The sequence below is a fragment of the Bacillus haimaensis genome (assembly GCF_048270625.1).
GTDB classification, from domain to species: Bacteria; Bacillota; Bacilli; order Bacillales; family Bacillaceae_I; genus Sutcliffiella_A; species Sutcliffiella_A haimaensis.
The window spans coordinates 2,035,579-2,061,640 of the sequence record NZ_CP158164.1; the positions used below are offsets into that span (position 1 = coordinate 2,035,579).

Annotated in this window: 28 protein-coding genes; 1 reads left to right on the forward strand and 27 read right to left on the reverse strand. The window is 43.3% G+C overall.

Annotated features, from left to right (window positions below; genetic code table 11):
* Window positions 1-66: 66 nt before the first annotated feature.
* The 10 genes from acpP to ABN702_RS10385 all read right to left on the reverse strand — a co-directional run bounded on the left by acpP (window position 67) and on the right by ABN702_RS10385 (window position 9,773).
* Window positions 67-300 carry an acyl carrier protein gene (gene acpP / locus ABN702_RS10340; protein ID WP_417900582.1) on the reverse strand — a complete coding sequence of 78 codons (234 nt, stop codon included), beginning with the start codon at window positions 298-300 and terminating at the stop codon, window positions 67-69.
* 116 nt (window positions 301-416) lie between these two features.
* The gene (fabG, locus tag ABN702_RS10345) at window positions 417-1,157 is read right to left on the reverse strand and encodes a 3-oxoacyl-[acyl-carrier-protein] reductase (protein ID WP_417900583.1); all 741 of its coding nucleotides are present in this window, start codon (window positions 1,155-1,157) and stop codon (window positions 417-419) included.
* Window positions 1,150-2,106, reverse strand: a complete 957-nt coding sequence (gene fabD, locus ABN702_RS10350; protein WP_417900584.1) for an ACP S-malonyltransferase — start codon at window positions 2,104-2,106, stop codon at window positions 1,150-1,152. The genes fabG and fabD overlap by 8 nt, the downstream gene beginning before the upstream one ends.
* Entirely contained in the window at window positions 2,106-3,125 is a 1,020-nt protein-coding gene (gene plsX / locus ABN702_RS10355; protein ID WP_417900585.1) for a phosphate acyltransferase PlsX, read from the reverse strand. The genes fabD and plsX overlap by 1 nt, the downstream gene beginning before the upstream one ends.
* Before the next feature lie 24 nt (window positions 3,126-3,149).
* Complete coding sequence (gene fapR, locus ABN702_RS10360; protein ID WP_417900586.1) at window positions 3,150-3,716, reverse strand: transcription factor FapR; 567 nt, start codon at window positions 3,714-3,716, stop codon at window positions 3,150-3,152.
* Window positions 3,717-3,889: 173 nt separating this feature from the next.
* Window positions 3,890-5,938, reverse strand: coding sequence for an ATP-dependent DNA helicase RecG (gene recG / locus ABN702_RS10365; RefSeq protein ID WP_417900587.1), 2,049 nt, complete (start codon window positions 5,936-5,938; stop codon window positions 3,890-3,892).
* Entirely contained in the window at window positions 5,931-6,818 is an 888-nt protein-coding gene (gene sdaAA / locus ABN702_RS10370; RefSeq protein ID WP_417900588.1) for an L-serine ammonia-lyase, iron-sulfur-dependent, subunit alpha, read from the reverse strand. Before sdaAA ends, recG begins: the two co-directional genes overlap by 8 nt.
* Before the next feature lie 53 nt (window positions 6,819-6,871).
* On the reverse strand, window positions 6,872-7,534 hold the full coding sequence (gene sdaAB / locus ABN702_RS10375; protein ID WP_417900589.1) for an L-serine ammonia-lyase, iron-sulfur-dependent subunit beta: 663 nt from the start codon (window positions 7,532-7,534) through the stop codon (window positions 6,872-6,874).
* A gap of 177 nt (window positions 7,535-7,711) precedes the next feature.
* Window positions 7,712-9,394, reverse strand: coding sequence for a DAK2 domain-containing protein (locus ABN702_RS10380; RefSeq protein WP_417900590.1), 1,683 nt, complete (start codon window positions 9,392-9,394; stop codon window positions 7,712-7,714).
* 16 nt (window positions 9,395-9,410) lie between these two features.
* Entirely contained in the window at window positions 9,411-9,773 is a 363-nt protein-coding gene (locus tag ABN702_RS10385; protein ID WP_386637596.1) for an Asp23/Gls24 family envelope stress response protein, read from the reverse strand.
* Between the two features lie 342 nt (window positions 9,774-10,115).
* Here ABN702_RS10385 and rpmB point away from each other — a divergent pair, with 342 nt between their 5' ends.
* The gene (gene rpmB / locus ABN702_RS10390) at window positions 10,116-10,304 is read left to right on the forward strand and encodes a 50S ribosomal protein L28 (RefSeq protein WP_204413591.1); all 189 of its coding nucleotides are present in this window, start codon (window positions 10,116-10,118) and stop codon (window positions 10,302-10,304) included.
* A gap of 122 nt (window positions 10,305-10,426) precedes the next feature.
* Here rpmB and spoVM read toward each other — a convergent pair whose 3' ends face one another.
* The 17 genes from spoVM to ABN702_RS10475 all read right to left on the reverse strand — a co-directional run bounded on the left by spoVM (window position 10,427) and on the right by ABN702_RS10475 (window position 25,716).
* Complete coding sequence (spoVM, locus tag ABN702_RS10395; protein WP_060665857.1) at window positions 10,427-10,507, reverse strand: stage V sporulation protein SpoVM; 81 nt, start codon at window positions 10,505-10,507, stop codon at window positions 10,427-10,429.
* Between the two features lie 69 nt (window positions 10,508-10,576).
* Window positions 10,577-11,233 carry a thiamine diphosphokinase gene (locus ABN702_RS10400; RefSeq protein ID WP_417900591.1) on the reverse strand — a complete coding sequence of 219 codons (657 nt, stop codon included), beginning with the start codon at window positions 11,231-11,233 and terminating at the stop codon, window positions 10,577-10,579.
* 302 nt (window positions 11,234-11,535) lie between these two features.
* Window positions 11,536-11,712, reverse strand: a complete 177-nt coding sequence (locus ABN702_RS10405) for a hypothetical protein (RefSeq protein ID WP_417900592.1) — start codon at window positions 11,710-11,712, stop codon at window positions 11,536-11,538.
* Between the two features lie 47 nt (window positions 11,713-11,759).
* On the reverse strand, window positions 11,760-12,413 hold the full coding sequence (gene rpe, locus ABN702_RS10410; RefSeq protein ID WP_417900593.1) for a ribulose-phosphate 3-epimerase: 654 nt from the start codon (window positions 12,411-12,413) through the stop codon (window positions 11,760-11,762).
* A gap of 3 nt (window positions 12,414-12,416) precedes the next feature.
* A complete protein-coding gene (gene rsgA / locus ABN702_RS10415; RefSeq protein ID WP_417900594.1) occupies window positions 12,417-13,295 on the reverse strand; it encodes a ribosome small subunit-dependent GTPase A in 879 nt (292 codons plus the stop codon).
* 18 nt (window positions 13,296-13,313) lie between these two features.
* Window positions 13,314-15,302, reverse strand: a complete 1,989-nt coding sequence (gene pknB, locus ABN702_RS10420; protein WP_417900595.1) for a Stk1 family PASTA domain-containing Ser/Thr kinase — start codon at window positions 15,300-15,302, stop codon at window positions 13,314-13,316.
* The gene (locus ABN702_RS10425) at window positions 15,299-16,048 is read right to left on the reverse strand and encodes a Stp1/IreP family PP2C-type Ser/Thr phosphatase (RefSeq protein WP_417900596.1); all 750 of its coding nucleotides are present in this window, start codon (window positions 16,046-16,048) and stop codon (window positions 15,299-15,301) included. The genes pknB and ABN702_RS10425 overlap by 4 nt, the downstream gene beginning before the upstream one ends.
* A 9-nt stretch (window positions 16,049-16,057) precedes the next feature.
* The gene (gene rlmN, locus ABN702_RS10430; RefSeq protein WP_417900597.1) at window positions 16,058-17,149 is read right to left on the reverse strand and encodes a 23S rRNA (adenine(2503)-C(2))-methyltransferase RlmN; all 1,092 of its coding nucleotides are present in this window, start codon (window positions 17,147-17,149) and stop codon (window positions 16,058-16,060) included.
* 5 nt (window positions 17,150-17,154) lie between these two features.
* Complete coding sequence (rsmB, locus tag ABN702_RS10435) at window positions 17,155-18,492, reverse strand: 16S rRNA (cytosine(967)-C(5))-methyltransferase RsmB (RefSeq protein ID WP_417900598.1); 1,338 nt, start codon at window positions 18,490-18,492, stop codon at window positions 17,155-17,157.
* A gap of 1 nt (window position 18,493) precedes the next feature.
* Window positions 18,494-19,438, reverse strand: a complete 945-nt coding sequence (gene fmt, locus ABN702_RS10440; protein WP_417900599.1) for a methionyl-tRNA formyltransferase — start codon at window positions 19,436-19,438, stop codon at window positions 18,494-18,496.
* Between the two features lie 4 nt (window positions 19,439-19,442).
* The gene (gene def / locus ABN702_RS10445) at window positions 19,443-19,916 is read right to left on the reverse strand and encodes a peptide deformylase (RefSeq protein ID WP_417900600.1); all 474 of its coding nucleotides are present in this window, start codon (window positions 19,914-19,916) and stop codon (window positions 19,443-19,445) included.
* Window positions 19,917-19,936: 20 nt separating this feature from the next.
* On the reverse strand, window positions 19,937-22,345 hold the full coding sequence (gene priA, locus ABN702_RS10450; RefSeq protein ID WP_417900601.1) for a primosomal protein N': 2,409 nt from the start codon (window positions 22,343-22,345) through the stop codon (window positions 19,937-19,939).
* Window positions 22,342-23,556, reverse strand: a complete 1,215-nt coding sequence (coaBC, locus tag ABN702_RS10455; RefSeq protein ID WP_417900876.1) for a bifunctional phosphopantothenoylcysteine decarboxylase/phosphopantothenate--cysteine ligase CoaBC — start codon at window positions 23,554-23,556, stop codon at window positions 22,342-22,344. The genes priA and coaBC overlap by 4 nt, the downstream gene beginning before the upstream one ends.
* A gap of 95 nt (window positions 23,557-23,651) precedes the next feature.
* Entirely contained in the window at window positions 23,652-23,885 is a 234-nt protein-coding gene (rpoZ, locus tag ABN702_RS10460) for a DNA-directed RNA polymerase subunit omega (RefSeq protein WP_060665844.1), read from the reverse strand.
* 2 nt (window positions 23,886-23,887) lie between these two features.
* Window positions 23,888-24,502: a guanylate kinase gene (gene gmk / locus ABN702_RS10465; protein WP_386637619.1), complete on the reverse strand. Its 615-nt coding sequence runs from the start codon at window positions 24,500-24,502 to the stop codon at window positions 23,888-23,890.
* Window positions 24,503-24,516: 14 nt separating this feature from the next.
* Window positions 24,517-24,780, reverse strand: a complete 264-nt coding sequence (gene remA, locus ABN702_RS10470) for an extracellular matrix/biofilm regulator RemA (RefSeq protein ID WP_204413556.1) — start codon at window positions 24,778-24,780, stop codon at window positions 24,517-24,519.
* 60 nt (window positions 24,781-24,840) lie between these two features.
* Window positions 24,841-25,716, reverse strand: coding sequence for a YicC/YloC family endoribonuclease (locus ABN702_RS10475; RefSeq protein ID WP_417900877.1), 876 nt, complete (start codon window positions 25,714-25,716; stop codon window positions 24,841-24,843).
* Window positions 25,717-26,062 lie beyond the last annotated feature (346 nt).

Consider the following 26,062-nt stretch of genomic DNA (forward strand, 5'->3'; position numbering starts at 1 on the left):
GCTGAAAATACCCTTGAAAATAAATAAGAGTCCCACTTATAAAGTGGGACTTTCAAGGTGAAGCAATTATGTGTTTGCTTTTATGTAGTTGACCACATCTGCAACTGTAGTAATGTTTTCTGCTTCATCGTCTGAAATTTCCAATTCAAACTCATCCTCAAGCTCCATTACCAATTCAACTACATCTAAAGAATCTGCACCTAAATCATCTTTGAATTTAGAATCAAGATTAACTTCAGTCTCGTCCACACCTAAACGATCAACAATGATCTTTGTTACACGCTCTAAAACCTCTGCCATAACTTTCACCTCCCCTCAAGTATTATAGTTAAAGTTTGTGAAAAAAACCAGATTGTCTACAGTATTTCACAAGAATTTTGTTCGACTTGCTTGTCGGTCCGGCACGAATTGCCTTATTACATCACCATTCCGCCGTCCACGTGGATTGTCTGGCCAGTGATATAAGCACTCTTTTCACTTGCAAGGAAGGAAACAACGGAAGCAATGTCCTTTGCATCGCCAAAACGGGCTAATGGAATCTGCTTCAGCATTTCAGTTTTCACTTCTTCGTTTAATTTATCTGTCATGTCGGTTGTAATGAATCCTGGTGCAATCGCATTAACGTTAATGTGACGTGATGCCAATTCACGGGCAGTCGTTTTGGTAAGGCCGATGACACCTGCTTTGGCTGCCACATAATTGGCTTGTCCAGGGTTGCCGCTTACACCGACGATTGACGCGATATTGATGATTCTGCCTGAGCGCTGCTTCATCATCTGTCTTGTCACAGCTTTGGTAGTATTGAAAACGCCTTTCAGGTTGATGTTGATTACATCATCCCACTCGTCTTCCTTCATGCGCATTAGCAGGTTATCCCTTGTAATCCCCGCATTGTTTACAAGAATATCGATAGACCCGAATTGTTCCATGCTCTCTTTCATCATCGCCTGGACCTCTTCCATATAGGCTACATTAGCGCGAACCGCTATTGCATTCCCACCAATTTGTTTGATTTCTTCCACCACTTCATAGGCCTTTGCCTCACTGCCGGAATAGTTGACCACGATATTTGCACCCTGCTCCGCCAAGTCCAAAGCGATGGCGCGACCAATACCGCGTGATGCTCCTGTGATGACTGCTGTTTTACCTTTAAGCATTTGATGTATCCTCCCCTTGAAAGTGATCTAACGCTTTTTGCAACGTTTCCATGTCATAGACAGGGATGGTTGTTACTCGGCGGTTTATTTTTTTGATCAGGCCTGATAAAACTTTACCAGGTCCAACTTCGATAAATGTATCTACTCCAAGTTCGATCATGCGTTCGATCGATTGCTCCCATCTTACAGGAGAGTATAATTGCTGGACGAGCTTTTCATTGATATCCTCTAGTTCTTGCATTTCATGTGCATCCACATTCGCAATAACAGGGATCTCGGTATCTTTCACATCTATTTTTTTCAATGCAGCTGCAAGCTTCTCTGCCGCAGGCTGCATGAGACTGGAATGGAAAGGCCCGCTAACTACTAGTGGGATGACTCGTTTTGCGCCTTTTTCTTTCGATAGTTCGGACGCTGCCTGAACACCAACTCTTGAGCCTGAGATAACAATTTGTCCTGGACAGTTGAGGTTGGCAAGCTGGACTGGAGCAATGGTGCTTGTCACTTGCTCGGTTACCTCAAATAGAACTGCTTCATCCAAACCTAGGACTGCCGCCATCGTGCCTTCCCCTGCTGGTACTGCCTCTTCCATGAACTTTCCACGCAGGTGTACTGTATGGACCGCATCTTCAAAGCTGATGGAGCCTGCTGCAACCAGGGCGGAGTATTCTCCAAGACTGTGCCCTGCCACATAATCAGCTTTTATTCCAGCTTCTTTCAATTTTTCTAGTATGGCAATACTTGTCGTTAATAATGCCGGTTGTGCGTTATAGGTCAATGTAAGTTCTTCCTGCGGTCCTTCAAACATAAGGGAGGATAAGCTAAATCCCAATCTTTTATCCGCTTTCTTGATGATGTTGTCCACTTCCGCAAAATGACCGGAAAGCTCCTGCCCCATTCCGACAGTCTGTGAACCTTGGCCTGGAAAAACAAATGCTACTTTACCCATTATTCTCCTCCGTTCTCCTCTTTTGTAACGAATTCCGTTTTTTCAATCGTTTCTGTTATCACGCCAACCATGTTTGATTCCAGCATATTACGTGTTTGGCGTATCGCATTGTAAAAGGCATTGGCATCCGAAGATCCGTGCGCTTTGACAACAGGAGCCTTTAATCCAAATAAGGCGGCGCCTCCATACTCCGAATAGTCCATTTTATTTTTCAAAGTTTTTAGCTTCGGTTTCAATACCGCTGCTGCAAGCTTGCTTTTCAAATCGCTGGTCAATGCTTCCTTCATCATGGCGAAGACGGAAAGTGCCGTTCCTTCGATCGTCTTTAATGCAATGTTCCCTGTGAAGCCGTCTGTTACAACTACATCGGCTACTCCATTCAAGAGATCGCGTGATTCCACATTTCCGATAAAATGTACAGCACCAGACTCTTTAATCAGTTCAAAAGCGGCTTTGGTCAGTTCGTTCCCTTTTTTATCCTCGGTACCCACATTCAACAATCCTACACGAGGCGCTTTAATCCCTCTTACTTTTTCGGCATAGATGGAACCCATGAGTGCATATTGGAAGAGGTGCTCCGGCTTTGCATCCACGTTCGCTCCCACATCAAGCATCACAAACCCTTCTCCGCCGATGGTGGGGAATGTCGGTGAAAGTGCCGGGCGCTCTATTCCTTTGATTCTTCCGACCACCAATAGTCCGGCAGTCATCAAGGCTCCTGTGTTTCCTGCAGAAATGCAGGCATCCGCTCGGCCATCTTTTACTTCCTTGGCCATCAGAACCAAAGAGGAGTTTTTCTTTTTGCGGACCGCCTTTACCGGCTCTTCATCCCCTGAAATCGCTTCTTCTGTATGTATAATGCTTATATTCTTATCATTGGTTAAGTATGGTCGTATTTTCTGCTCATCGCCAACTAAAGTAAACGTTAGATCAGGATAAGCCTCGACCGCTTTCATTGTTCCTTCCACCATGGACTTCGGTGCATGATCTCCGCCCATTGCATCTATTGCAATTTTCATGTTTTACTACCTGCCTTTACTAGATTAAAAACTCGTAGACCGGAACATTTCAAACTCCCCGTGAAATACCTTTTCGCTACCAACGGTGCTTTTCACTTCAACGGTTGTTCTGCCCTTTTCCTTGTCTACTTTACTGACCACCGCTTTGGCTACGATGCGTTCCCCGAGCTTTACGGGTCTTGTAAAGCGTATGGTCGCTTTAGCTGTCAATGCCAATTCGTCATTGATGACGGCAACGGCCAACGAGTTTGCCTGTGCGAATAGGTGATGGCCACGTGTAATATTGTTTCTTTTAAATACATGCTCGCTCTGAACGTCAAAGATGGAAATGGCAGATTGATCCAGCTCCAGATCAATGATCTCCCCGATTATCTCTTCAATCGGCAAGGAGCGGACTTCTTTTTCTAACGTACGGGCCGCTACATTTTTTATTCTTTCCCTTAATTCAGGAATACTAAGTTCCAGTCGATCCAATCGGATCGTTTGAATGCTCACTTGAAAAAATTCCGCCAATTCTTCATCCGTAATAAAAGGATTCTCTTTAATCTTGTCTTTTAACGATAATTGGCGCTCCTTTTTATTTCTTCTCATCTATTTACACCATCCGAACTATTATGACTAGGTACTAATAGTAGTATATATAGGAGTCCTTTATAATGCAAGAAAAAATCTTTATATAAAGGCGATTTACAATTAAAATCATACTTTTAATCAAAAAGGGAAGCTAGCAGATTTCTGCTAGCTTCCGAGATTATGTGGTGAAATCAATCCAGTTTTTCGCCATCCAGAACGCCTGATTCCTCAATCACGGTCCTTAAACCCTCATATTGGTCTTCTTCCCAAAATCTTTGCGAATGAAGAAGATCGTAGGCATCCTGTCTGGCAACTTCTAAGGCGCGGTAATCATGAACCATGTCGGCCACTTTAAACTCAGGAACACCGCTTTGCTTTCTTCCAAAAAAGTCACCAGGCCCTCTGAGTTCGAGATCTTTTTCAGATAGGACGAAGCCATCATTCGTTTCTGTCATGATTTTCATCCGTTCTTTCCCTACTTCAGATTTAGGATCTGCGAGCAGAATACAGTAAGACTGCTCGGAGCCGCGTCCTACTCGTCCTCTTAATTGATGGAGTTGTGATAAGCCAAACCGCTCTGCATCGTAGATCACCATCATCGTAGCATTCGGGACGTTGACTCCCACCTCTACTACAGTAGTGGAAACCAATACCTGTGACTCGTTGTCGCTGAATTCCTGCATAACCTTTTCTTTCTCATCGGAATTCAGACGGCCATGCATAAGACCAATTTTCCATTTACCCCGGTAATAGTGGGTCAGCATATCATGGACATCAATGGCATTTTGCACATCGAGTTTTTCCGATTCTTCTATGAGGGGGCAGATCACATAGGCCTGTCTTCCTTTCAGCAGTTCTTTTTCCACAAAGCTCAGTACCCTATCAATCATTTGGTGTTTAGCCCAATAGGTTTCAATCGCTTTTCGTCCTGCAGGCATTTCATCAATGATGGAGACATCCATCTCTCCGAAGGCAGTAATGGCAAGAGTTCTTGGAATAGGGGTGGCAGTCATGAACAACACATCAGGACTCTCCCCTTTTTCTCTCAAAATTCTCCTTTGCCCTACGCCAAAACGATGTTGTTCATCCGTGATGACAAGACCTAATCTGGCAAAATCCACTTCGTCCTGTATCAGTGCGTGTGTTCCTATCAAAATATCTATTTCCCCATTTTTCAATTGCTCCAGAATCTCTCTTCTTCTCTTTCCTTTTACAGAACTCGTCAGAAGTTCAACCCTTAAAGAGGTAGATGCAAACAGCCCTGTCAGGGATTGTGCATGCTGTTCTGCAAGAATTTCAGTTGGGACCATCAACGCTCCCTGATAGCCGGAAAGATAAGATGCATACAGACCAATTGCCGCAACAACGGTTTTCCCGGATCCCACATCCCCCTGGAGCAAGCGGTTCATCCTGTAAGGAGAAGCCATATCTCCAAGAATTTCTCTCAACACCCGAGCTTGAGCACCCGTCAGAGGAAAAGGGAGACCCTGAATAAATTCATTCAAGCTCTTCTCAGCAAATTTTTGGGAGATTCCTTTGGAATGCTCTCGTTGATATTTACGCAGCGCCTGTATTTTCAGCTGAAACATCAGAAACTCTTCATAGACGAGATAGCGTCTGGCTCCTTTCAGCATTTCTTGATTGACGGGATTATGTAAGGCGGAAATGGAGTCCTTCTTTGATGGCAGTTTATACTTTTGCAGCAGAACAGGCGGCAACGAATTATCGATTCGGTCGCCGTACTCTTTTAGGGCAGAGTGGATGAACTTTCTCATCTGCTTGACCGTAATATTCCCCTTTACAGAATAGACCGGCTCCACTTCCCTCTCTTGAGTAAAAGGACCAAAATGTATTTCCAGAACCGTGATGGTCTGTCTATGCTGGTCCCACTTACCTGTAATGGTGATGGTATCATTGATTGCCAGTTTGTTTTTGTAGAACGGTCGGTTGAAACAGACTGCCTTTACTAGAAAACTTCCTACAAAAACCCTAAAAGTCAGTCTTGATTTCTTCTTCCCATAATACATAAGAGAAGGCTCACCATGAACCTTCCCTTCCACTGTTATTTTCTCATCATGTTTCACTTCGGAAATATCCCGCAAGCGATAGTCTTCATATCGATATGGTAGATGCATGAGAAGATCCTCTACGGATTCAATTCCCATGCTATGAAGGGAATTCGCTGTCTCTTCCCCAATACCTTTAACATTTGTTATTGAAGTTTCAGATAGTTTACTCACCTTTTTGTAAGGGAACACCAAATATTTTCGCTTCTAGTTCACGTCCAGTTGGTGTTGCCGCCAACCCTCCTTGCGCCGTTTCTTTTAGTGCAGTCGGCATCGTTTGACCGATTCTGTACATCGCGTCAATCACTTCATCGCAAGGAATTCTACTTGTAATTCCTGCTAGCGCCATATCTGCTGCTACCATGGCATTGGCCGCTCCCATTGCATTTCTTTTGACACAAGGGACCTCTACCAAGCCAGCTACAGGGTCGCATACTAATCCTAACATGTTTTTCAGTGTAATGGCCATTGCTTGTGCACATTGATCTGGTGTGCCCCCTGCCATTTCCACGATTGCGGCAGCAGCCATACCGGAAGCTGAGCCAACTTCAGCCTGACATCCACCAGCTGCACCTGATATGGAGGCATTATTTGCTACAACAAACCCGAATGCTCCAGAAGTGAACAGGAAATTGATCATTTCCTCACGTGTTGGATTTAACACATTCTTTACGGCAAATAGTGTACCAGGAACTACTCCTGCAGATCCTGCAGTCGGTGTAGCACAGATCGTTCCCATTGCTGCATTAACTTCATTGGTGGCAACAGCTTTACTAACCGCATCCAGAATATTTTTACCAGTCAAAGACTTCCCGGATTCAATATACTTCTGTAATAGGACTGCATCTCCTCCAGTAAGACCTGAAACGGATTTCACCCCTTGCAGCCCTCTTTCCACCGCCTGTTCCATCACCTCAAGATTTCGATCCATCTGCGAAATGATGTCCTCTTTGCTCTTACCGGTAAACTCCATTTCCTGTTCGATCATGATCTGGGATATTTTCTTACCGGTGCTTTCGGCAAGCTCAATTAATTCTGCTACATTTCGAAACATACTAAGTTCCCCCTTACCTCTACTTGAAAGCGCTAACATTATTATACTGAAAGTTAATCCACTATTTTCGTTACTTGTGTAATATGAGGCAACGCAGACAGCTCATTGATTACCGCATCATCAATATTCTGATCCACTTCTATTGTCATCAATGCCTGTTTCCCTTTTTCTTTGCGGGAAACTTCCATATGTCCGACATTGATGGCAAATTTCGCAAGTACATTAGCTACTCCAGCAATCGCACCATATCGGTCATTATGCACTACCAAGAGCGCCGGATGGTTCCCTGAAAGCCTCAATTCAAAGCCATTCAGCTCTGTGATTTCAATCTTTCCTCCACCGATGGAGATGCCTACAAGCTCTAGTTCTCCCTGTTCGTCACCAATCCGAACTTTTGCAGTGTTAGGATGATCCGTTATTGCTTCTTCCTCTATGAATTCAACTTTCATGCTCAATGAGTCAGCAATGGATAGGGAGGTTTTGATTCGTTCATCAAATGTATCGAAATCCAGAAGTCCGCCGACAATCGCAACGTCCGTCCCGTGACCTTTATATGTTTTAGCAAAAGAGCCATAAAAGGAGATGCTTGCCCATTCAGGCTGTCTGCCAAACAGACTTCTCGCAACACGACCAATTCTGGCAGCTCCCGCTGTGTGAGAACTTGATGGACCAATCATTACAGGACCAATAATATCAAAGACGCTTTTATACTTCATTTCCCCACTCCCCCTCTATGACAAATGTAATTGCCTCTTTAAATACCGCTGTTGATTTCCGCACTAGGCACTTAAAATAAACAGAGATTTCCAACACCTTGGTTGATAAAAAAACATACAAAAGAAGGGTATTTACCCCTTCTTTTGTATTGATTCTTTTTTCCTGATTATAGGACTTTATTCAATAGAGAAGATGTAGGAGTATAACGGCTGTTTTCCGTTGTGAACTTCCACTTCAGCATCCGGATACGCCTGCTCAAGTTCTTCCACCAATTCGTCTACTTCTTCCTGGGAAACATCTTCACCATAAATGACAGTCAGGATTTCTGCATCATCATCCATCATCGTATCAAGCAGATCTTTGGCAGCCTGCCTTCTATCTTTGCTGGTAATGACAATTTTACCGTCAGCGATTCCCATGAAATCATTTTTCTGGATTTCAATTCCATCGATGTTGGTGTCTCTTACAGCAAATGTAACCTGACCGGTTTTAACAGATGTAAGAGCCTCTTTCATTGTCTCTTCGTTGTCTGCCAGCTCACCTGTAGGATTGAAAGCAAGAATGGCTGCCATTCCTTGTGGAACCGTTTTGCTCTCAATTACTGCAACATTCTGGTCGGCAACTTCAGCAGCCTGCTTAGCAGCCATGATGATATTACTGTTGTTAGGAAGGATAATGACGTTGTCGGCATTTACTTCCTCAATTGCCTTTAAGATATCCTCTGTACTCGGATTCATCGTTTGGCCGCCTTCAATAACAGCCTTTGCTCCGATGCTCTTAAATAGCTCCGCAATACCCTCACCCATTGCAACAGTGATTATTCCAAACTTCTCACGCTTTTTGTTCGCTTGTGGTGCAACAGTCGGTGCAGCATATTCATCTTCTTCAAAAAGTAGGTTGCTATGCTGCTCACGCATGTTTTCAATCTTCATGTTGATAAGACTGCCGTAGCGCTGACCGTAAGTCAACACATCGCCAGGCTGCTCTGCGTGGATATGAACTTTTACAATTTCATCGTCAGCGATGACCAGTAAAGAATCTCCATGTTGAGATAGGTCATTGCGAAATTTATCTTCTGTAAAAGGATTCGCCTTCAATTTATCCGCTTCGAATTTAACCATGAATTCTGTACAGTAACCGAATTCTATATCCTCTGTATTGATGGCCGCATGGACATTTTTATGGTGTTCTGCACTAACCAGTTGGTTCATCGAAGTGGTTGGTACGATATCTTCAATTCTTTGGCCTTTCAATTCAGCCAGGAAGCCCTCATAAATATAAACGAGACCTTGTCCACCACTGTCGACTACACCAACTTCCTTAAGAACTGGCAGCAGGTCAGGAGTACGCTTCAAAGATGCATTCGCTTCCTTTAGCGTTTCTTCCATTAAAACAATGATATCGTCTTCGTTCTTTGCAACAGCGACCGCCTTTTTGGCTGCATCTTTCGCAACCGTTAAAATAGTTCCTTCCACAGGCTTCATAACAGCTTTATAGGCCGTTTGAACTCCTGCTTCAAGCGCATGTGCAAAATCCTTGCTTGTGATTGTTTCCTTTGATTCGATATGCTTGGAGAATCCACGGAATAGCTGAGAAAGAATAACCCCCGAGTTACCTCTTGCCCCCATAAGCAGGCCTTTAGCCAGAGCAGAACCAACACTACCGATATGCTCGGAAACATTGTTTTTTACTTCCTTTGCTCCTGATGTGATGGAAAGGTTCATGTTTGTACCTGTATCTCCATCCGGAACCGGAAACACATTCAACGCATCCACAGTCTTGGCGTTGTTAGATAAATGATTTGCACCCTGGATAACCATCTGTGCAAAACGTTTCCCATTTAGAACTTTTACTGACACTAAATTTTCCTCCTTATTACGGGTTCGTAACTCGAACTCCCTGTACATAAATGTTTAATGAATCAACGGAAAGACCGAGCATTTGATTAAGGGTATATTTTACTTTAGTCTGTACATTATGCGCCACTTCTGAAATTTTCGTTCCATAGCTTACAATGATGTACATATCAATATGTAGTCGATCTTCTTCCTGGCGTACGATAACGCCCTTTGTAAAGTTTTCTTTTCGAAGTATTTCTGACAACCCATCTTTAAGCTGGCTTTTGGAAGCCATTCCTACGATGCCATAGCAGTCTACAGCTGCTCCACCTGCGATTGTTGCAATTACATCATTAGAAATATCTATTTGACCATAAGATGTTTTTAGTTCGATGGACATAAAGGTTCCCCCTTCGATTGGTTTATTCACCTTGTCTACTCGTTATTTTACTATAAAAGAAAGGTTTTTGAAAGCAGACGAATACTATTGTAATAATACTATTATTATACTGAATGCTAGAAACATGTATGTCAAGGCTTTTTTCTTGAAAGCTTTCTTCAGAACTATTGCATTGTGCGGGGTTGTATGTTAAATTATATAAGTATTTTCAACTGTTTTATCTATGAATAGAAAGACACTGTATGGACCTGCTTCCTTTTGACGGAGGTCCCGTGCATCGTTTTTCTGACACTAAATGAAAATATTGATTGATGTTTCTTTGTAGTTAGGAGGGAATTAAACATGGCACGTAAATGTGTAATCACTGGCAAAAAGACTGGTTCTGGTAACTCACGTTCTCACGCAATGAACTCTTCAAGACGTACTTGGGGTGCAAACCTTCAAAAAGTTCGTATCTTAGTAGATGGTAAGCCAAAGCGTGTATACGTATCTGCAAGAGCCTTAAAATCAGGTAAAGTTGAGCGCGTATAATTTTATAAGCGCACATGCAAAAGCGACAGGGACAATCCCCTGTCGCTTTTTACTTGTTCCCTTTTAGTTAACATAATATTATTATCGGAATATTTATCAAAAAAGCACCTCATAAAGGTGCTTTACTCTTTTTTAAACGACCCCAGCATGGCACGGATGATACCACCTAAAAACCTCGGCAACTTTATTGTATAAAATTTCATTCCATTTCCCTCCCCGGAACTTTTTAACCATAGTAGATATGAATGAATACGTGCAGATGAAGAATGCCGTCACATAAAATGGGATAAATCACGGCTCCTTATCATCATTAATATGCCATCCTTAAATGAAAAAGTACCATTTTCAGTATCTAGTTCATTACTTATACATAGTGTGTCGCCCCATTTTATATTCCTATTTTTTAGGGGATATTTAAATCCATCCAGGGTGATTCCGCTAACGGTAGGGCTTATGGGAAGGAATGAAATGTATGGGAGGTTCTCATCCTTTTTCATGGTATAAAAGCCGGGATTGACCAGGGTAAGGATATTTTGATTATCCTGGATTTCAATGGTGATCCCGTTTTGGTTCCCTTTTAACATGAGCTGCACATTGCCGAGAAAATGGTCCAGTCTTCCTCCGGTTACACCAAACATGGTAATGGATGTAGGGTTTTGTGCCATGGCCCAGTTGACTGCAAGCTCTGTATCCGTTTCGTCCTTTTCACTTGGAAACAAGTCAAGGTCAGTTATTTTCCTTTTCATTTCAACCAGTTCTGCAGGTGTAACAGAGTCAAAATCCCCGAAGGCCTTCGATGGGATAATATTTTGTTCCAATAGGTAGTGGACGCCCCTGTCGACTCCGACCCAGGTGACGGTTTCAGAAGTGTCTGCTCCAAAGGCCGGGATATTTTCCGGTGGTCCACCTGCCACGATATTAATAATCATTTTCTTTTTCTCCTTTATTCATGTGCAATTTCCGCAAAGACTAATGTGCGCTTCCAACACCCCTGTTGGTTGCAGCGAGAGGGGTTCGCTTATCCAGGGCGGTCCGGGAGCCTCCTCGGCGCATTCGCGCCTGTGGGGTCTCCCTTGGACTCGCTTCTCCCGCAGGAGTCTCACCCCTTGCGCTCCAACCAACAGGGGGATAGTTCAATAAATTTTAATCCTCTCTATCAATAGATAAAAACGGTTTATTCATTTGCTTATAAACATTCAATAATAAAAAAAGCCTTCTATAAGAAGACCTTTTAAATCGATGAATCATCGTAGTCGTAGCGAAAGCCGTCCATCTGCGTTTGATTCTTTTTATGGAATTTTGACAGTACCTGTTCATACATGCCTATCTCCTGATAGTCGGTACTGTTAGCCAAAGCAAATTGAAGTGCCTGTTCTAGAATTGCTGCCTCATCCTTGGAATTATTCATGAAAAAACCTCCATTCATAACTTTAGCATTCCACTCAAGTTTCAGGTTTATGTCATGTTTCCACGTATGGATGAAATGGCTTTTTTACGGTCTGTTTGTTGATAGATGGCCGAACCTGCTACAAGTACATCTGCTCCAGCTTCAACGCAAAGGGCAGCAGTTTCTGGATTGACTCCGCCGTCTACCTCCACTTCAACCGATAAACCCCTTTCCGTTATGAGAGATCTTACCTGACTGATTTTTGGCAGGACACTTTCAATGAATGCTTGTCCACCAAAGCCAGGATTGACTGTCATAAGCAATACCAGATCCACATCATTCAGGATGGGGATGATGCTTTCCACAGGAGTGGCGGGATTGATGACAACCCCTGCCTTCACTCCTTCAGCCTTGATGAGTTGAACTGTACGATGAAGATGACGGCAAGCCTCTACGTGTACCGAAATGATATCAGCTCCAGCTTTTGCAAAAGCTGAGATGTATGTGTCAGGATTTTCAATCATCAAGTGGACGTCCAAAGGAAGCTTTGTTATCGGACGGATCGCTTCCACAACAAGTGGACCAATCGTGATATTTGGTACAAAGTGACCATCCATCACATCAATATGAATATAGTCGGCTCCGCCTTGCTCCACATCTTGTATGTCTTTTTGCAAATTGGCAAAGTCTGAGCTCAGGATTGAGGGGGCGATTTTTATCATATTTTAGTACCTCGGCTTTCTGTCTTTTATTTCTTCCACAAAGGAAACATAATGCTTGTAGCGGAAAGCTGCAATTTCTTCCGCTTCCACAGCAGTTTTCACCGCACATTTCGGTTCTTTCAGATGGGTGCATTCCCTGAACTTGCATTGATCGCTTATACTCACAAACTCAGGAAAGCACTCCTTTACTTCCTCTGCCGCCATTTCCAGGAATTCAAGCGAACTGAACCCTGGTGTATCTGCTACAAAACCATCATTGATTTCCATTAGTTCCACGTGTCTGGTTGTATGCTTCCCGCGGCCAAGATGCGAGGAGATGTCATCTGTTTTCAATTCCAGTTCAGGACGAAGAACATTTAGAAGGGAGGATTTTCCCACTCCTGACTGTCCTGCAATGACGGATGTCTTATCCTTGAGGTACGGAAGTATTTGTTTTAATTGTTCCGGCTCTTTGGTTGACGTCAGGACCACTTCATATCCGATTTCCCGATAATAGTTGGCAAATCCCATCAGTTTTTCATCTTCTTCAAGCAGATCCATCTTGGATATGCAAATAAGTGGTGTCACTTCTTTCGATTCAATCAGCACAAGGAACCTGTCCAGAAGTACCGTACTGAACTCGGGCTCCATGGCGGAAAAAACCAGGATGGCCTGATCGATATTCGCAATGGGAGGTCTCACCATTTCATTCATGCGGGGCAGAACCTCAAGGATATACCCTTCCTGGTCGTTGTCCGCTTGGAATACCACCATATCCCCAACTAGGGGCGTGATCTTATTTTTGCGGAAAACTCCTCGTCCCCTGCATTGGGTTATATGGCCATCTGCTGTCAAAACGTAATAAAAACCGCTTAATGCCTTGACAATCTTGCCTTCAGGCATACACTCACTCCTTAATAATTACTCAATATCATCGTAATCGATTGTCACTGATTGAACTTCTTCCCCATCTACAAGCACTCTATATTTCGCTTTCTGTTTATAAGGAACGGTTATGGTGAAGCTTGTGATAAGATCTTCCGTAATGATATAGGTTTCTTTCGGCTGATCCATATTGGTGTTCAAATCTTCCACAAAGAGCTCCACTTTTTGTTCTGCTCCTTCTTCGGCAGGTTTATACGTTATTTCAAGCGGAATGTCTGTTGTCTTATCTTCAGGCTGCGGACCTTTGGAAACAATCAGCTGGATTTTATCGCCTTTTTTCACCTGTGATTCCGGAGCGGGATCCTGTTTGATTATATTTCCGGCAGAAACCTCAGCATGGAATTCTTCTTGAATGACCGGTTCAAGAAGCAAAGTTGCCAGATGCCTTTGGGCAAATTCAATCGATGAGCCCTGGTAATCATCAAGGATAATCGGGCTTGCACCCTTGGATACGACGAGCTTCACTACCTCATCTTCAGGGATGACCAATTCACCTGGAACAGGAGTCTGACGAATGACCGTCCCCTCTTCCGCTTCCTCGGAAAACACTTCTTCTACCGAATAATCTTTATATTTCGGTTCCACCAATTTAATTCTGCGTATCGCATCATCAACCTGTAGGGTTGTATAATCATCCACTTCCACTTTTTCTTTGCCTGCACTACGGTAGATAGTTATTTCAGAGCCTTCTTTTCTTGTTTTACCGGCTTCAGGGGATGTTCTTGTAACAAAACCTTCTTCTATCTCATCATTCGGCTCATCCTCTGTAGCTTTAATGACAAAGCCCTCATCCAACAGTTCATCCCTTGCATCCTCATATTCCATGTTTGACACATCAGGAACGACGATATCCTTTGGAAGAAGTATGGATGGGAGGAGGGTAAAGGCAGCAACAGAACCTACTCCCAGTAGCAAAAGCAGAATAAGTAAAAACATCATCCACTTTTTCTTTTTCTTTTTCTTCTTTTTGGGAGGCTCACCCTCCTTAGGCGGTGGAGCGATGGTATCTGTAGGGACCACCTTGGTTTCATGATTGTTCAATAGATGCTTGGATAGGTCACCTTTTATGACTGGGATCGCCTTTGTCGCTTCATCGTCGTCATTCGGAATAAAGAACTTCGGTTCGTTCACTCGGTTTGATTCCAATACCGTAGTCAGATCCTCAAGCATTGCCTCCACCGAACCGTAACGATGATTCGGGTCCTTTGCCATGGATTTCAATACCACATTCTCCAGGCTTTGTGGAATGGCAGGATTCCATCTTTTGGGTGATGGCGTCTCAGATTGTAGATGCTTCAACGCAATGGAAACGGCAGATTCACCTGAAAAAGGCAATCTTCCTGTAAGCATTTCAAACATGACAATCCCAAGGGCATATACATCAGATTTCTTGGTAGCAAGGCTTCCCCTGGCCTGCTCCGGTGATAAATAATGAACGGACCCCAACAAGGAATTTGTCTGCGTTATGGTAGTGGAGCTAAGCGCCATTGCAATCCCGAAGTCAGTCACCTTTATCGTACCGTAATCATCTATAAGAATATTCTGCGGTTTAATATCACGATGGATGATTCCATTTTCATGTGCATGTGCAATCGCAGATGTGAGTTGTTTCATGATTTCTACTGTATTGTACTGTTCAATTGGAGCAAATTGCTGGATGTACTGCTTCAAGGTTTTGCCTGATACGTGTTCCATGACGATATAGTAGATATCATCCTCTTCCCCGATATCATAGATGCTCACGATGTTTGGATGATCCAGGCTTGTTGCAGACTGTGCTTCTCTGCGAAATCTACGAATAAATTCTTCATCATTGGCAAAATCTAAGCGTAGTACCTTTACGGCTACATCCCTGTCAAGAATCATGTCATGGGCAAGGTAGACATTGGCCATACCCCCGCCGCCAATGACTTCCATTATTTTATAGCGATCATTTAATCTTTTTCCAATTAACAAAGATATCACCCACTTCCCTCTTCGGTGACAGATAATTCGACTATAGCTACCGTTATGTTATCTTCTCCGCCATTTTGATTGGCAAGGAGTATCAGTTTCTCGGCTTTACTTTCCAGAGAATGATGTTCACTTTTTAAGACTTCCACTAGCTCTTTATCATTCACTTTATTGCTCAATCCATCTGAGCAAAGCAAAAGATAGCCAGGGTCATCATATGTAATAGTTTTCAAATCAATCTTCACGGTTTTCTCTGTCCCTAAAGCTTGTAGTATAACATTTTTTCGCGGATGATGCTCGGCATCCTCTTTAGAGATCTGGCCACTTTTCACCAATTCATTCACAAATGTCTGGTCCTCAGTCAACTGCTTAGCCTGACCATTTGATACAAGATATACCCTGCTGTCACCAACATGGGCAATGGTGAAAAAGGAATCCCCGATAATGGCCGCAACGATGGTTGTTCCCATTCCATGACACTCTTCATGCCGGTTTGCATAGTCAAATAAGAACTGATTGATTTGACCTATATATGTTTTAAACCAAATTTCAGCAGGTTCAGGAGAAGAGACATTGATAGACTCCTCCCACAATTCCCTGATATGGTCCACCGCTTTCTGGCTTGCCACATCACCTGCTTGATGACCCCCCATTCCATCACAAACAACTGCTAAAATGGTTCCGTCTTTATTAACAAAAATTCCCCCGTTATCTTCATTATGCGAACGAACTCTCCCTTTATCTGTTAAAAAGACCATTAACACTTGTCACCTCGTTTCTTCTTTTCGCTCCTTCGCACGTAGCTGGCCACACGCAGCATCGATATCATGCCCCTGCTCACGACGAACTGTTACATTTACACCTAGATTTTTCAATGTTTTCTCAAAAAGATTGATCTGTTCCTTCGGCGTTCTTACATAATCACGCTCTGGTACATAGTTAACTGGGATAAGATTGATATGACACTTGATCCCCTTCACTAGCTTAGCCAATTCTTCAGCATGCTCCACCTGATCATTGACCCCACCGAATAAGCCGTATTCAAAGCTGACTCTGCGTCCTGTCTTCTCGATGTAATAGTGCACAGCTTCCATCAGGTCAGGCAGTTTATACGCTTTGTTGATCGGCATCAGACGGGAACGGATTTCCGTATTAGGCGCATGCAGGGAAATAGCAAAGTTGATCTGCATGTTTTCATCTGCAAACTTATAGATTTTCGGTATAATCCCACTAGTGGATACCGTAATATGACGGGCACCGATATTCAGTGCTTCATCATGATTGATAATTTTAAGGAAGCTCAGCATTTCGTCATAGTTGTCAAACGGTTCACCGATTCCCATGATTACCACATGGCTGACACGTTCCTGCAATTCATCGACCGCTTGTTGTACTTTTACGACCTGGGCAACGATTTCTCCTGCTTCCAGATTTCTTTTCAGTCCTCCAAGCGTAGAAGCGCAGAACGTACAACCGATGCGACAGCCGACCTGGGTAGTGACGCAGACGGAGTTTCCGTATTCATGTCTCATCAATACTGTTTCAATGGAGTAGCCGTCATGAAGTTCAAATAGAAACTTCATCGTTCCATCCGAGGATGTTTGCTGCACAATCGTTTTGAGCGTAGTTAGAGTGAAGTGCTCCTCCAACTTTTCGCGCAGTTCCTTCGATAGGTTTGACATATCCTCAAAGGACGTCACTCTTTTTTTATAGAGCCATTCAAAAATCTGTTTTGTTCTGAATTTCTTTTCTCCATTCGTCACTAACCATTCTTCAAGTTCGTGCAATTGGAGTGAATAGATGGACGGTTTATGTGTCGCTTCTTCTTTTTTCTTGATGTTCGTTGTTTTTTGTTCCATCTTCCTTACACCTGCCTTTTTAGTCTTACTATAAAGAATCCATCAGTTCCGAAATAGTGCGGCAAAAGTTGGAGCATGCCGTCCTGGATGTATGTTTCAAGCTTATGCGGTACTAAATCTTTGATGGACATATCTATCTCAAAATCCTGGTTGTTCTCCAAGAAAGCATTTACAACTTCTGTATTTTCTTCTTTATCAATTGTACATGTACTATATACTAAAGTTCCACCTTTTTTTACAAGTGGAGCAACCTCATCCAATATAGCAGATTGAATGCTTGCCAGCTGTTTGACATCCTGCATGGTCTTTGTATATTTCAGATCCGGTTTTCTTCTTATTACGCCAAAACCAGAGCAAGGAGCATCCACCAGGATTTTATCAAACATTTCATTTTGGAATACTTCTTGTGCTTTTCGGCTATCCATTGCCTTTACTTCAATATTAGAAAGGCCCAATCGGTCAGCCTGTTCTTTTATCAGCTTTACTTTGTGCTCATGAAGGTCTGTCGAAATGACAGTACCTGTCCCCTTCATCAATTCTGCGATATGGGTTGTTTTCCCACCTGGGGCTGCACAGGAATCATAAACAGTCTGTCCAGGTTCTACATCTAGTGTTCTGGCAACAAGCATCGAGCTTTCATCCTGAATGGTGATAAAGCCGTTTTTAAAGGCATTGGAATAAGCCAGGTTTCCTTTTTTGGACACTATGCTCTCTTGTGCAACCTCGCCTTTTTCCACATCAAATCCTTGAGCCTTCAACATGGAGATAACGTCCTCGACAGAAGCTTTAGCTGTATTTACCCGAGCAGTCTGGCTAGGGGGAACCAAGTTCATTTCACACAATCTTTCGGTATTTTCCACGCCGTATTGCTCTATCCACTTTTCCACCATCCAGCGAGGATGGCTGGTGGCAATTGATATTCTATCCACATCATTTTTCATCGTTTCCAAATCGGGAACACCTTGGCGCTGTATGGATCTTAGCACGCCGTTAACGACAGATGCAACGCCTTTGTGCCCTTTCTTTTTTGCGATTTCAACGGCTTCGTAAATTGCTGCTCTTTCAGGGACTTTATCCAGGTAGAGCATTTGGTACAAGGTAAGACGCAACAGCACCTTCACCCAATCCTCAAGTTTTTTCTGCTTTTCTATATAAGGAGTCAAATAATAGTCGATTGTCATCGTCCGCTGAATCGTCCCGTACACAATTTCCGTAAATAACCCAGCGTCTTTTTTATTCAACTTACCTGAATCCAAGTAGTTGTTAACAAGCAAATTACTGTATGCCTGCTTTTTCTCCACATTTACCAGTGCATCCAATGCAAGCTCTCTCACGTTTTTCATTTTATTCTCCTAGCTGTATGCCCTCTGATAACGACGCTCCTGCACCGTTTAAATATTGCATCCCGGTCATTCGTTTTTTCCCTGCAAGTTGAAGGTCAGTTATTTTGATACTAATAGTATTACCAGTTTTCACAATGAATCCATCTTCTTCTTTTCCGATAATCGTACCAGGTGTTTCCATACTGCTTGTTTCAACCTTTTCTCCCCACCATACTTTCATGACTTGCCCTTCAATTGTTGTGTATGCGACTGGCCAAGGGTGTAAACCTCTTATATGATTATAGATTTCCTCGCCTGTACGTGACCAATCGATTCTTTCCTGTTCCCTTTTGATATTGGAAGCGAACGTTGCCTCTTCATCATTTTGTTTGATTGGTGTCAACTTTCCTTCAAACAGGAGGGGCATGGTTTGGGATAGCAGCAAGGAGCCGGCCTCACTCAATTTATTGTGGAGCGTACCTACATGATCCTTTTCCGTAATGCTGACTTCCACTTGAGTCAGGATATCCCCAGCATCAAGCTTCTCCACCATATACATGATGGTCACTCCAGTCTTCTTTTCTCCAAGAAGTATGGAATAGTGGATTGGAGCACCGCCTCTAAGTTTCGGCAATAGGGAGGCATGCACATTGATACATCCGTATTTTGGAGCTTCCAGCAAAGCCTTTGGTAGAATCTGGCCGAATGCCGCTGTTACAATAAGATCTGGCTCCAACCTGGTGATCTTTTCATACTCTTCAGCCAATCTGATTTTTTCAGGTTGAAAAACAGGAATGCCATGCTTTTCCGCCTCCACTTTAACAGGGGGAGGGGTCAGGACTTTCTTTCTGCCTTTTGGACGGTCCGGTTGAGTAACGACCGCGATCACCTCATAGCCATCCTTGAGTATTTGCTGTAGAACCGGAACGGCAAAGTCCGGTGTTCCCATAAATACGATACGTTTCATCTAATCACCCTTCTAACTCTTGTTCTTCAAAATATCTGATGACCTTGCTCGTAAAAAGCACTCCATTCAAATGATCTATTTCATGCTGAATAGCTCGCGCCAAGAAGCCTTTCGCTTCTAACTCATACCATTTCCCCTTGCGGTTCTGAGCTTTCACTTTAATATAGTTGGAGCGGCTGACCTCCCCAAAAAGACCTGGAAAGCTCAAGCATCCCTCTGGTCCTACCTGTTCGCCTTCTGAAGAGATGATTTCAGGATTTATGAGCTCTATTTTCCCTGCCTGTTCATCCGTTTCCACAATTGCAATCTGTTTTGCAATGCCGATTTGTGGCGCAGCAAGTCCTACACCATCCGCCTCTAGCATCGTATCATACATATTGTTCAGCAGGCGAATCAGGCGCTTGTCGAATGTCGTCACAGGTTCACATTTCTGCTCCAGCACTGCCGCTGGATATTCCACTATCTTTAAAATTGCCACTATTTTTCTTCCTCCAAAAATTACATTAACATGTAAGGATTTAAATCGATATGGATCGCCAATTTTTCCTGGTCCATTTGTGATTGGTATTTTTCCACAACACTCTTTAAGGCATGATGAAGATTTGGTTCCCTTTTATATTTAATGATGCATTGATATCGATATCGGTCTTTAATTCTTGAAATCGGGGAAGAAACCGGCCCCAGAATGACCGCTTCCCTTGAAAGCTGTCCACCAAGGTAGCTCGTAATCCTTTCCGTTACCGCCACTACCTTTGTCAGCTCCTGATGAGTGACTGTAACAAGGGCAAGGTAGTAGAAAGGAGGGTACTGGTGATTTTTTCTTATAAGCATTTCTTTCTGATAAAAGCCGAGATAGTCGTGTGTACTTGCTAATTCTACACTATAATGCTCCGGGCTGTAAGTCTGAATGACCACTTCGCCAGGAAGTAGATGCCTTCCAGCACGCCCGCTTACCTGTGTCAGAAGCTGGAAGGTTTTCTCCGAAGAACGAAAATCAGGGATGTTCAACATAGTATCTGCTGTTAAGACCCCTACCAATGTTACTTGTGGAAAGTCCAGTCCCTTCGCAATCATTTGTGTCCCGAGCAATATATCCGCTTTTCTGTCCCCGAACTGCTGAAGTAGTTTTTCATGAGATCCTTTTCTACTGGTGGTGTCTACATCCATTCTTATGACCCTTGCACTCGGTAGCAATTTTGTCAGCTCTTCTTCCACTTTCTGCGTTCCGGTTCCAAAAAAACGGAAATGGTCACTTTCACAACTAGGACAAGTTGAATGCACTTGCTCTTCATACCCGCAATAATGGCACTTCAACTGATTGTTAATTCGGTGATAGGTCAAGGAGATGTCGCAATGTGGACATTCCACTACATAGCCACAGTCTCGACACATAACAAAGGAGGAATACCCTCTTTTGTTCAAAAATAATACGGACTGTTCCCCACGCTCAAGCCGGATCTGGAGTTTTTCAAGGAGGTCCCTTGAGAACATGGAACGGTTGCCTTCCCTTAATTCCTCTCTCATATCCACTATTTCTACAGTCGGCATTCCCTGTTCGCTCATTCTTTTGTCCATCGTCAGCAACTGATAGACTCCTTTGGAAGCTCTCGCGAAGGTTTCAAGTGTTGGCGTAGCACTTCCCAATACAACTGGACACTGATGAAATCTCCCTCTCTCCATCGCGATGTCACGTGCGTGATAACGTGGTGTATCCTCCTGTTTATAGCTCGTTTCATGCTCTTCATCTATAATGATGATTCCCACATTTTCAAAAGGTGCAAAAATGGCAGATCGTGCACCTACTACCACCTTCACCTCTTTGCGGTGAATCTTACGCCATTCATCATACTTCTCCCCCATGCCAAGTCCACTATGCATAACAGCCACATCGGAGCCAAAGCGTGATTTGAAGCGATTCACCATCTGTGGAGTGAGGGAAATCTCAGGAACTAGTACAATTGCCTCTTTACCTTTTTTCAGGACGGCATCCACTGCCTGCATATACACTTCCGTTTTCCCGCTTCCAGTTACCCCGAACATGACATATCCTTCATGCTTTCCACTTTCGATCGAGGAGAGGATAGGAGATATTGCTTGTTGCTGCTGGGAAGTAAGGGCTAAAGGCTCAGACTTAGCAAATTCCCTGTTTGCATAAGGGTCCCTGTATCTTTCATCATCCACTTCCTGCAGAATATCCAGTTTCACCAGCGCTCCAACTGCACTTGTACCTATCTGGAGGTCTTCAAGGAGCTGTTTTTTTTCTATTTTTTTCTGTCCTGTTTCCAAAAAGAAATCCAACAGACGGTGCTGGGCTTGCGCGCGCGTGGATACTTTGTTTTTTGCTTCCTTTAGTTCCTCTTTGGTGGCAGTGAGCACAATGGCTTTTACCGTTTTCTTGGAAAGTTTGTCTTTGACTTCATAATAGACTTCCAAAACCTCATCATCAATTAGGTGTTTAATAAGTCTGTAATGACCAGTACCTTCAAAATCTTCGAAACGGGCCCTGTTGGACGAATCGAAAAACAGTTCCAAATGCGGAGGCAGATTATTCCTGTCCTTTACTATGATCCATTTTTCATATTTAGCTTTCAGCGCAGCAGGGAGCATCGCCTGAAAGGCTGAAATGGTAAAGCATAATGTATGGTCTCTTAGCCATTCGGCGAGCTGCAGGAGCTCCTCTGTCAAAATTGGGCTAATATCTATCAGGTTCGAAATGGGCCTCGTCTTCTTTACAGACGTTGTTTCTTTCAGACCTACAACAAACCCCTGTATCTGGCGGGGGCCAAAAGGAACTACCACTCTCATGCCAGGCTGGATAAAACCATCCCACTTTTCAGGGATTTCATAATCGAACGCTCTGTCTGTCTGTTTTGCCGGAACATCTACTATGACACTTGCATATGTCATGCTTTTTCCTCGAAATTGGAGGCTATCTCTTCTAGTAGGGAGGCGGCGACTTCCTTCTTGGACATTAGTGGCAGGGATAGGTTTGAGCCGTCCTTACGATAGATCGTGACAATATTCGTGTCTGTTCCAAATCCCGCTCCATCCATCGTTACATTATTGGCCACAATATAGTCGAGGTTTTTCCTATCGAGTTTTCCTACTGCATATTCCTCCACATTATTCGTTTCTGCAGCAAAACCTACCAGAATCTGGTGTTTCTTTCTTTCACCGAGTGCTTTTAAAATATCTTTCGTCCGTTCCATTTCCAGTACACTGTCGCCATCCTGCTTTTTCATTTTCGTATCTGATATATGCTTTGGTCTATAATCGGACACTGCTGCTGATTTGATGACTACATCAGATGTGTCATAGTTCGCAAGGACTGTTTCGTACATCTGTTCAGCAGACTCCACCCTGATGGTATGGACCTTTGGGGGATCTGAAAGTGCAGTCGGTCCGGATACCAAAGTAACCTCTGCACCTAGATCAGCCGCTACCTCAGCAATCCGATAGCCCATTTTCCCAGTAGATCGATTCGAAATGAAGCGGACCGGATCAATTTTCTCCAAAGTCGGTCCTGCGGTTACCAGGATTTTTTTACCTCGAAGTGGAGAAGCCTTAGAAAAATCAGGGGTAAAATAATCTATTACGGCTTGCACGATAGATTCAGGCTCCTCCAAACGCCCCTTGCCTACATAGCCGCAAGCCAGGAAGCCTTCACCTGGTTCAATAAAGCGGTATCCAAATGCCGCTAAGCGTTTCATGTTTTCTTTTACAGCGGGATGGTCGTACATATGTACATTCATGGCAGGTGCAACCCAGATTGGAGCAGTTGCCGCAAGCAGAGTGGTGGTGACCATGTCATCCGCCAATCCATTTGCCATCTTGCCTATTGTATTGGCGGTTGCGGGCGCTACCAGTATCAGATCGGCCCAATCAGCGAGGTCAATATGGGAAATCACAGAAGGGTTTTTTTCTTCGAACGTATCGGTGAACACTTCATTTCTTGATAATGCCTGAAACGACAGCGGTGTGACAAACTTGCAGGCGGACTGGCTCATGATAACCTTAACTTCTGCACCCTGCTGAACAAGCTTGCTAGTAAGAGCAACAGCTTTATATACGGCGATGCCGCCAGTTACACATAAAAGGATTTTCTTATTTGTTAACAGCATTTTTCTATCCCCCGATAAGAAATTTTACGTGTCTAAAAAAATAACAACCTATCGCTAGGTTGTTATTTCAGACTGTTGGAAAACGATTGGCATTATTTGTGGTTTAAGATTCCTTCGCTTCTTTCCGCTGTTTTAATCGTCTTGGCAGAAAGCAAACCAGCATCGATTTCTTCCAAAGCTTTTCCTACAAACTTGTGGGAAACCGTCTTTTCGATCATTTGGTCGTTCACTTGCTGCAATTCGCGAGCACGTCTTGCCGAAACCGTTACAAGTGTATATTTGGAATCCAGTTTTTGCATCAATGAATCAATAGATGGGTATAGCATAATTATTCAGCCTCCAGCATTTGTTTGTATTTTTCGCGTAATCTTGTTCTTTTGCAATGTTCCGCTTGTACGATGGCCTGAATTCGATCGCATGCCAGATCTACTTGATCATTCTCCACCACATAATCATAAGCATCCATCATTTCGATTTCCTCTTTTGCAACCGTCATTCTATTATTAATGAGGTCTTCTGTTTCTGTACCTCTTGTTGTAATTCTATTTTTCAGCTCCGAAAGACTTGGAGGCATCAGGAAGATGAAAACTCCCTCAGGGAATTTACTTTTCACCTGGATGGCACCCTGCACTTCGATTTCGAGGAAAACATCCTTTCCTTCTGATAGACATTGTTCCACATAATCAACCGGTGTGCCGTAGTAGTTCCCTACGTACTCTGCCCATTCGATGAATTTGTCCTGTTCAATCAGTTCTTCGAATTCCTCTCTAGTATGGAAGAAATAATCCGTACCATGCAACTCTCCAGCTCGGGGATTCCTTGTTGTCATCGAGATGGAATAATGCAGACTTACATCATCTTTTGAAAATAGCGCTTTTCTGACAGTTCCCTTTCCAACTCCGGATGGACCGGAAAGAACGATTAATAATCCTCTATCTCTCATTTATTAATAAATACCTACCCTTCATCAGACATATCATCTTTATTTACAAGTCGTTGTGCAACGGTTTCCGGCTGGACAGCTGACAAGATTACATGATCGCTGTCCATGATGACTACCGCCCTAGTTCGTCTTCCATAGGTTGCATCTATAAGCATTCCTTGATCCCTTGCGTCTTGGATGATCCTTTTGATCGGTGCAGATTCAGGGCTTACAATAGATATGATCCGATTTGCTGAAACAATGTTGCCAAAGCCAATGTTAATCAACTTAATACTCATAGTTTCCACCTCTAGTTACCAACTATATTCTAACCCCTTTAAGAGGTTAGTAATCAAAGATTATTCGATGTTTTGCACTTGTTCTTTGATTTTCTCGATGCAAGCTTTCATTTCCACCACAAGATTCGCTATTTTGGCATCATTCGCCTTGGAACCGATGGTGTTGACCTCCCGGTTCAATTCCTGCACAAGGAAATCCAGTTTTCTGCCAATTGCTTCCCCACTCTTCAGGGAGAGCGTAAATTGCGCAATATGGCTATGAATTCGTTTTAGTTCTTCATTGATGTCCGCCTTATCCGAGAAAATAGCAGCCTCTGTGACAAGTCTCTGTTCATCAATAACCGATCCCACATATTCTTTCAATCTCTTCTCCAGGCGTTGTCGATAGGCTTCTACTACCATAGGGGCATATGAATGAAGTTCAATCGCGGTCTTTTCGATATGGGAAACAAGTTCGATGATGTCTTTTTGCAGTTGCTCCCCTTCAATGGAACGCATCGATACCAATTGCTTGGTTGCAGTATGTACATTTTCTAACAGTGAGTCTTCCAATTCATGGTGAATCGTTTCTTCTTCCGTAACGGAAAACACATTCTCTAATTTTAGTATATCACTTATTTGAATGGAACTAGAAATTTGATATGTATCTTTCACCTGCTGCAAGGATTGCATATATCCCGATAGCACGGACCAATCTACATTCACTTGCTTTTCGGCAAGCCCTTGTCCTTCTATTGTAATAAAGACTTCCACTCTTCCTCGCAGGATGGTGGAGGAAATCACGCGTTTGATCTTATCCTCAAGCGAAAGAAACTGCTTAGGCATCCTTATATTAATTTCACAAAAACGATGATTCACCGATTTCATTTCCACCAGGATCCGATAGGTTTCAGCATTCGTTTCTGCCCGACCAAAACCTGTCATACTCTTTACCATCATACTCACGTCCGTTCCCTAAGTATATAATGGCTCTTTTCAAGTACTCCATTTAATGAAAAAAGAGCCTTGTAGTGGCTTATTTCGATGCTAAGCAAACACTATATTAGCATTGTTTCACCTTTTTTAAAAGCTGTTTTCGTAAATTGTTTCTTCAGCAAGTTGAGACACGAAAATAATATCTTCACATTAAACACCCTGTTGATTTCCGTTCCAGGCGGCAGCGATCGCGGGCGGCCTCGGGAGCCTCCTCGGTGCTATGCACCTGCGGGGCTCCCTTGACACACTGCTCCCGCAGGAGTCTCACGCCTTGCACTCCAATCAACAGGGGAAACCCAATTCAACA

Excerpts from the sequence above, each read along its gene's own strand:
- acpP (WP_417900582.1), bottom strand. The coding sequence starts at position 300 with ATGGCAGAGGTTTTAGAGCGTGTAACAAAGATCATTGTTGATCGTTTA.
- fabG (WP_417900583.1), bottom strand. The coding sequence starts at position 1,157 with ATGCTTAAAGGTAAAACAGCAGTCATCACAGGAGCATCACGCGGTATT.
- fabD (WP_417900584.1), bottom strand. The coding sequence starts at position 2,106 with ATGGGTAAAGTAGCATTTGTTTTTCCAGGCCAAGGTTCACAGACTGTC.
- plsX (WP_417900585.1), bottom strand. The coding sequence starts at position 3,125 with ATGAAAATTGCAATAGATGCAATGGGCGGAGATCATGCACCGAAGTCC.
- fapR (WP_417900586.1), bottom strand. The coding sequence starts at position 3,716 with ATGAGAAGAAATAAAAAGGAGCGCCAATTATCGTTAAAAGACAAGATT.
- sdaAA (WP_417900588.1), bottom strand. The coding sequence starts at position 6,818 with ATGTTTCGAAATGTAGCAGAATTAATTGAGCTTGCCGAAAGCACCGGT.
- sdaAB (WP_417900589.1), bottom strand. The coding sequence starts at position 7,534 with ATGAAGTATAAAAGCGTCTTTGATATTATTGGTCCTGTAATGATTGGT.
- ABN702_RS10385 (WP_386637596.1), bottom strand. The coding sequence starts at position 9,773 with ATGTCCATCGAACTAAAAACATCTTATGGTCAAATAGATATTTCTAAT.
- rpmB (WP_204413591.1), top strand. The coding sequence starts at position 10,116 with ATGGCACGTAAATGTGTAATCACTGGCAAAAAGACTGGTTCTGGTAAC.
- spoVM (WP_060665857.1), bottom strand. The coding sequence starts at position 10,507 with ATGAAATTTTATACAATAAAGTTGCCGAGGTTTTTAGGTGGTATCATC.
- ABN702_RS10400 (WP_417900591.1), bottom strand. The coding sequence starts at position 11,233 with ATGATTATTAATATCGTGGCAGGTGGACCACCGGAAAATATCCCGGCC.
- ABN702_RS10405 (WP_417900592.1), bottom strand. The coding sequence starts at position 11,712 with ATGAATAATTCCAAGGATGAGGCAGCAATTCTAGAACAGGCACTTCAA.
- rpe (WP_417900593.1), bottom strand. The coding sequence starts at position 12,413 with ATGATAAAAATCGCCCCCTCAATCCTGAGCTCAGACTTTGCCAATTTG.
- rsgA (WP_417900594.1), bottom strand. The coding sequence starts at position 13,295 with ATGCCTGAAGGCAAGATTGTCAAGGCATTAAGCGGTTTTTATTACGTT.
- ABN702_RS10425 (WP_417900596.1), bottom strand. The coding sequence starts at position 16,048 with ATGGTCTTTTTAACAGATAAAGGGAGAGTTCGTTCGCATAATGAAGAT.
- rlmN (WP_417900597.1), bottom strand. The coding sequence starts at position 17,149 with ATGGAACAAAAAACAACGAACATCAAGAAAAAAGAAGAAGCGACACAT.
- rsmB (WP_417900598.1), bottom strand. The coding sequence starts at position 18,492 with ATGAAAAACGTGAGAGAGCTTGCATTGGATGCACTGGTAAATGTGGAG.
- fmt (WP_417900599.1), bottom strand. The coding sequence starts at position 19,438 with ATGAAACGTATCGTATTTATGGGAACACCGGACTTTGCCGTTCCGGTT.
- priA (WP_417900601.1), bottom strand. The coding sequence starts at position 22,345 with ATGACATATGCAAGTGTCATAGTAGATGTTCCGGCAAAACAGACAGAC.
- rpoZ (WP_060665844.1), bottom strand. The coding sequence starts at position 23,885 with ATGCTATACCCATCTATTGATTCATTGATGCAAAAACTGGATTCCAAA.
- gmk (WP_386637619.1), bottom strand. The coding sequence starts at position 24,502 with ATGAGAGATAGAGGATTATTAATCGTTCTTTCCGGTCCATCCGGAGTT.
- remA (WP_204413556.1), bottom strand. The coding sequence starts at position 24,780 with ATGAGTATTAAGTTGATTAACATTGGCTTTGGCAACATTGTTTCAGCA.
- ABN702_RS10475 (WP_417900877.1), bottom strand. The coding sequence starts at position 25,716 with ATGGTAAAGAGTATGACAGGTTTTGGTCGGGCAGAAACGAATGCTGAA.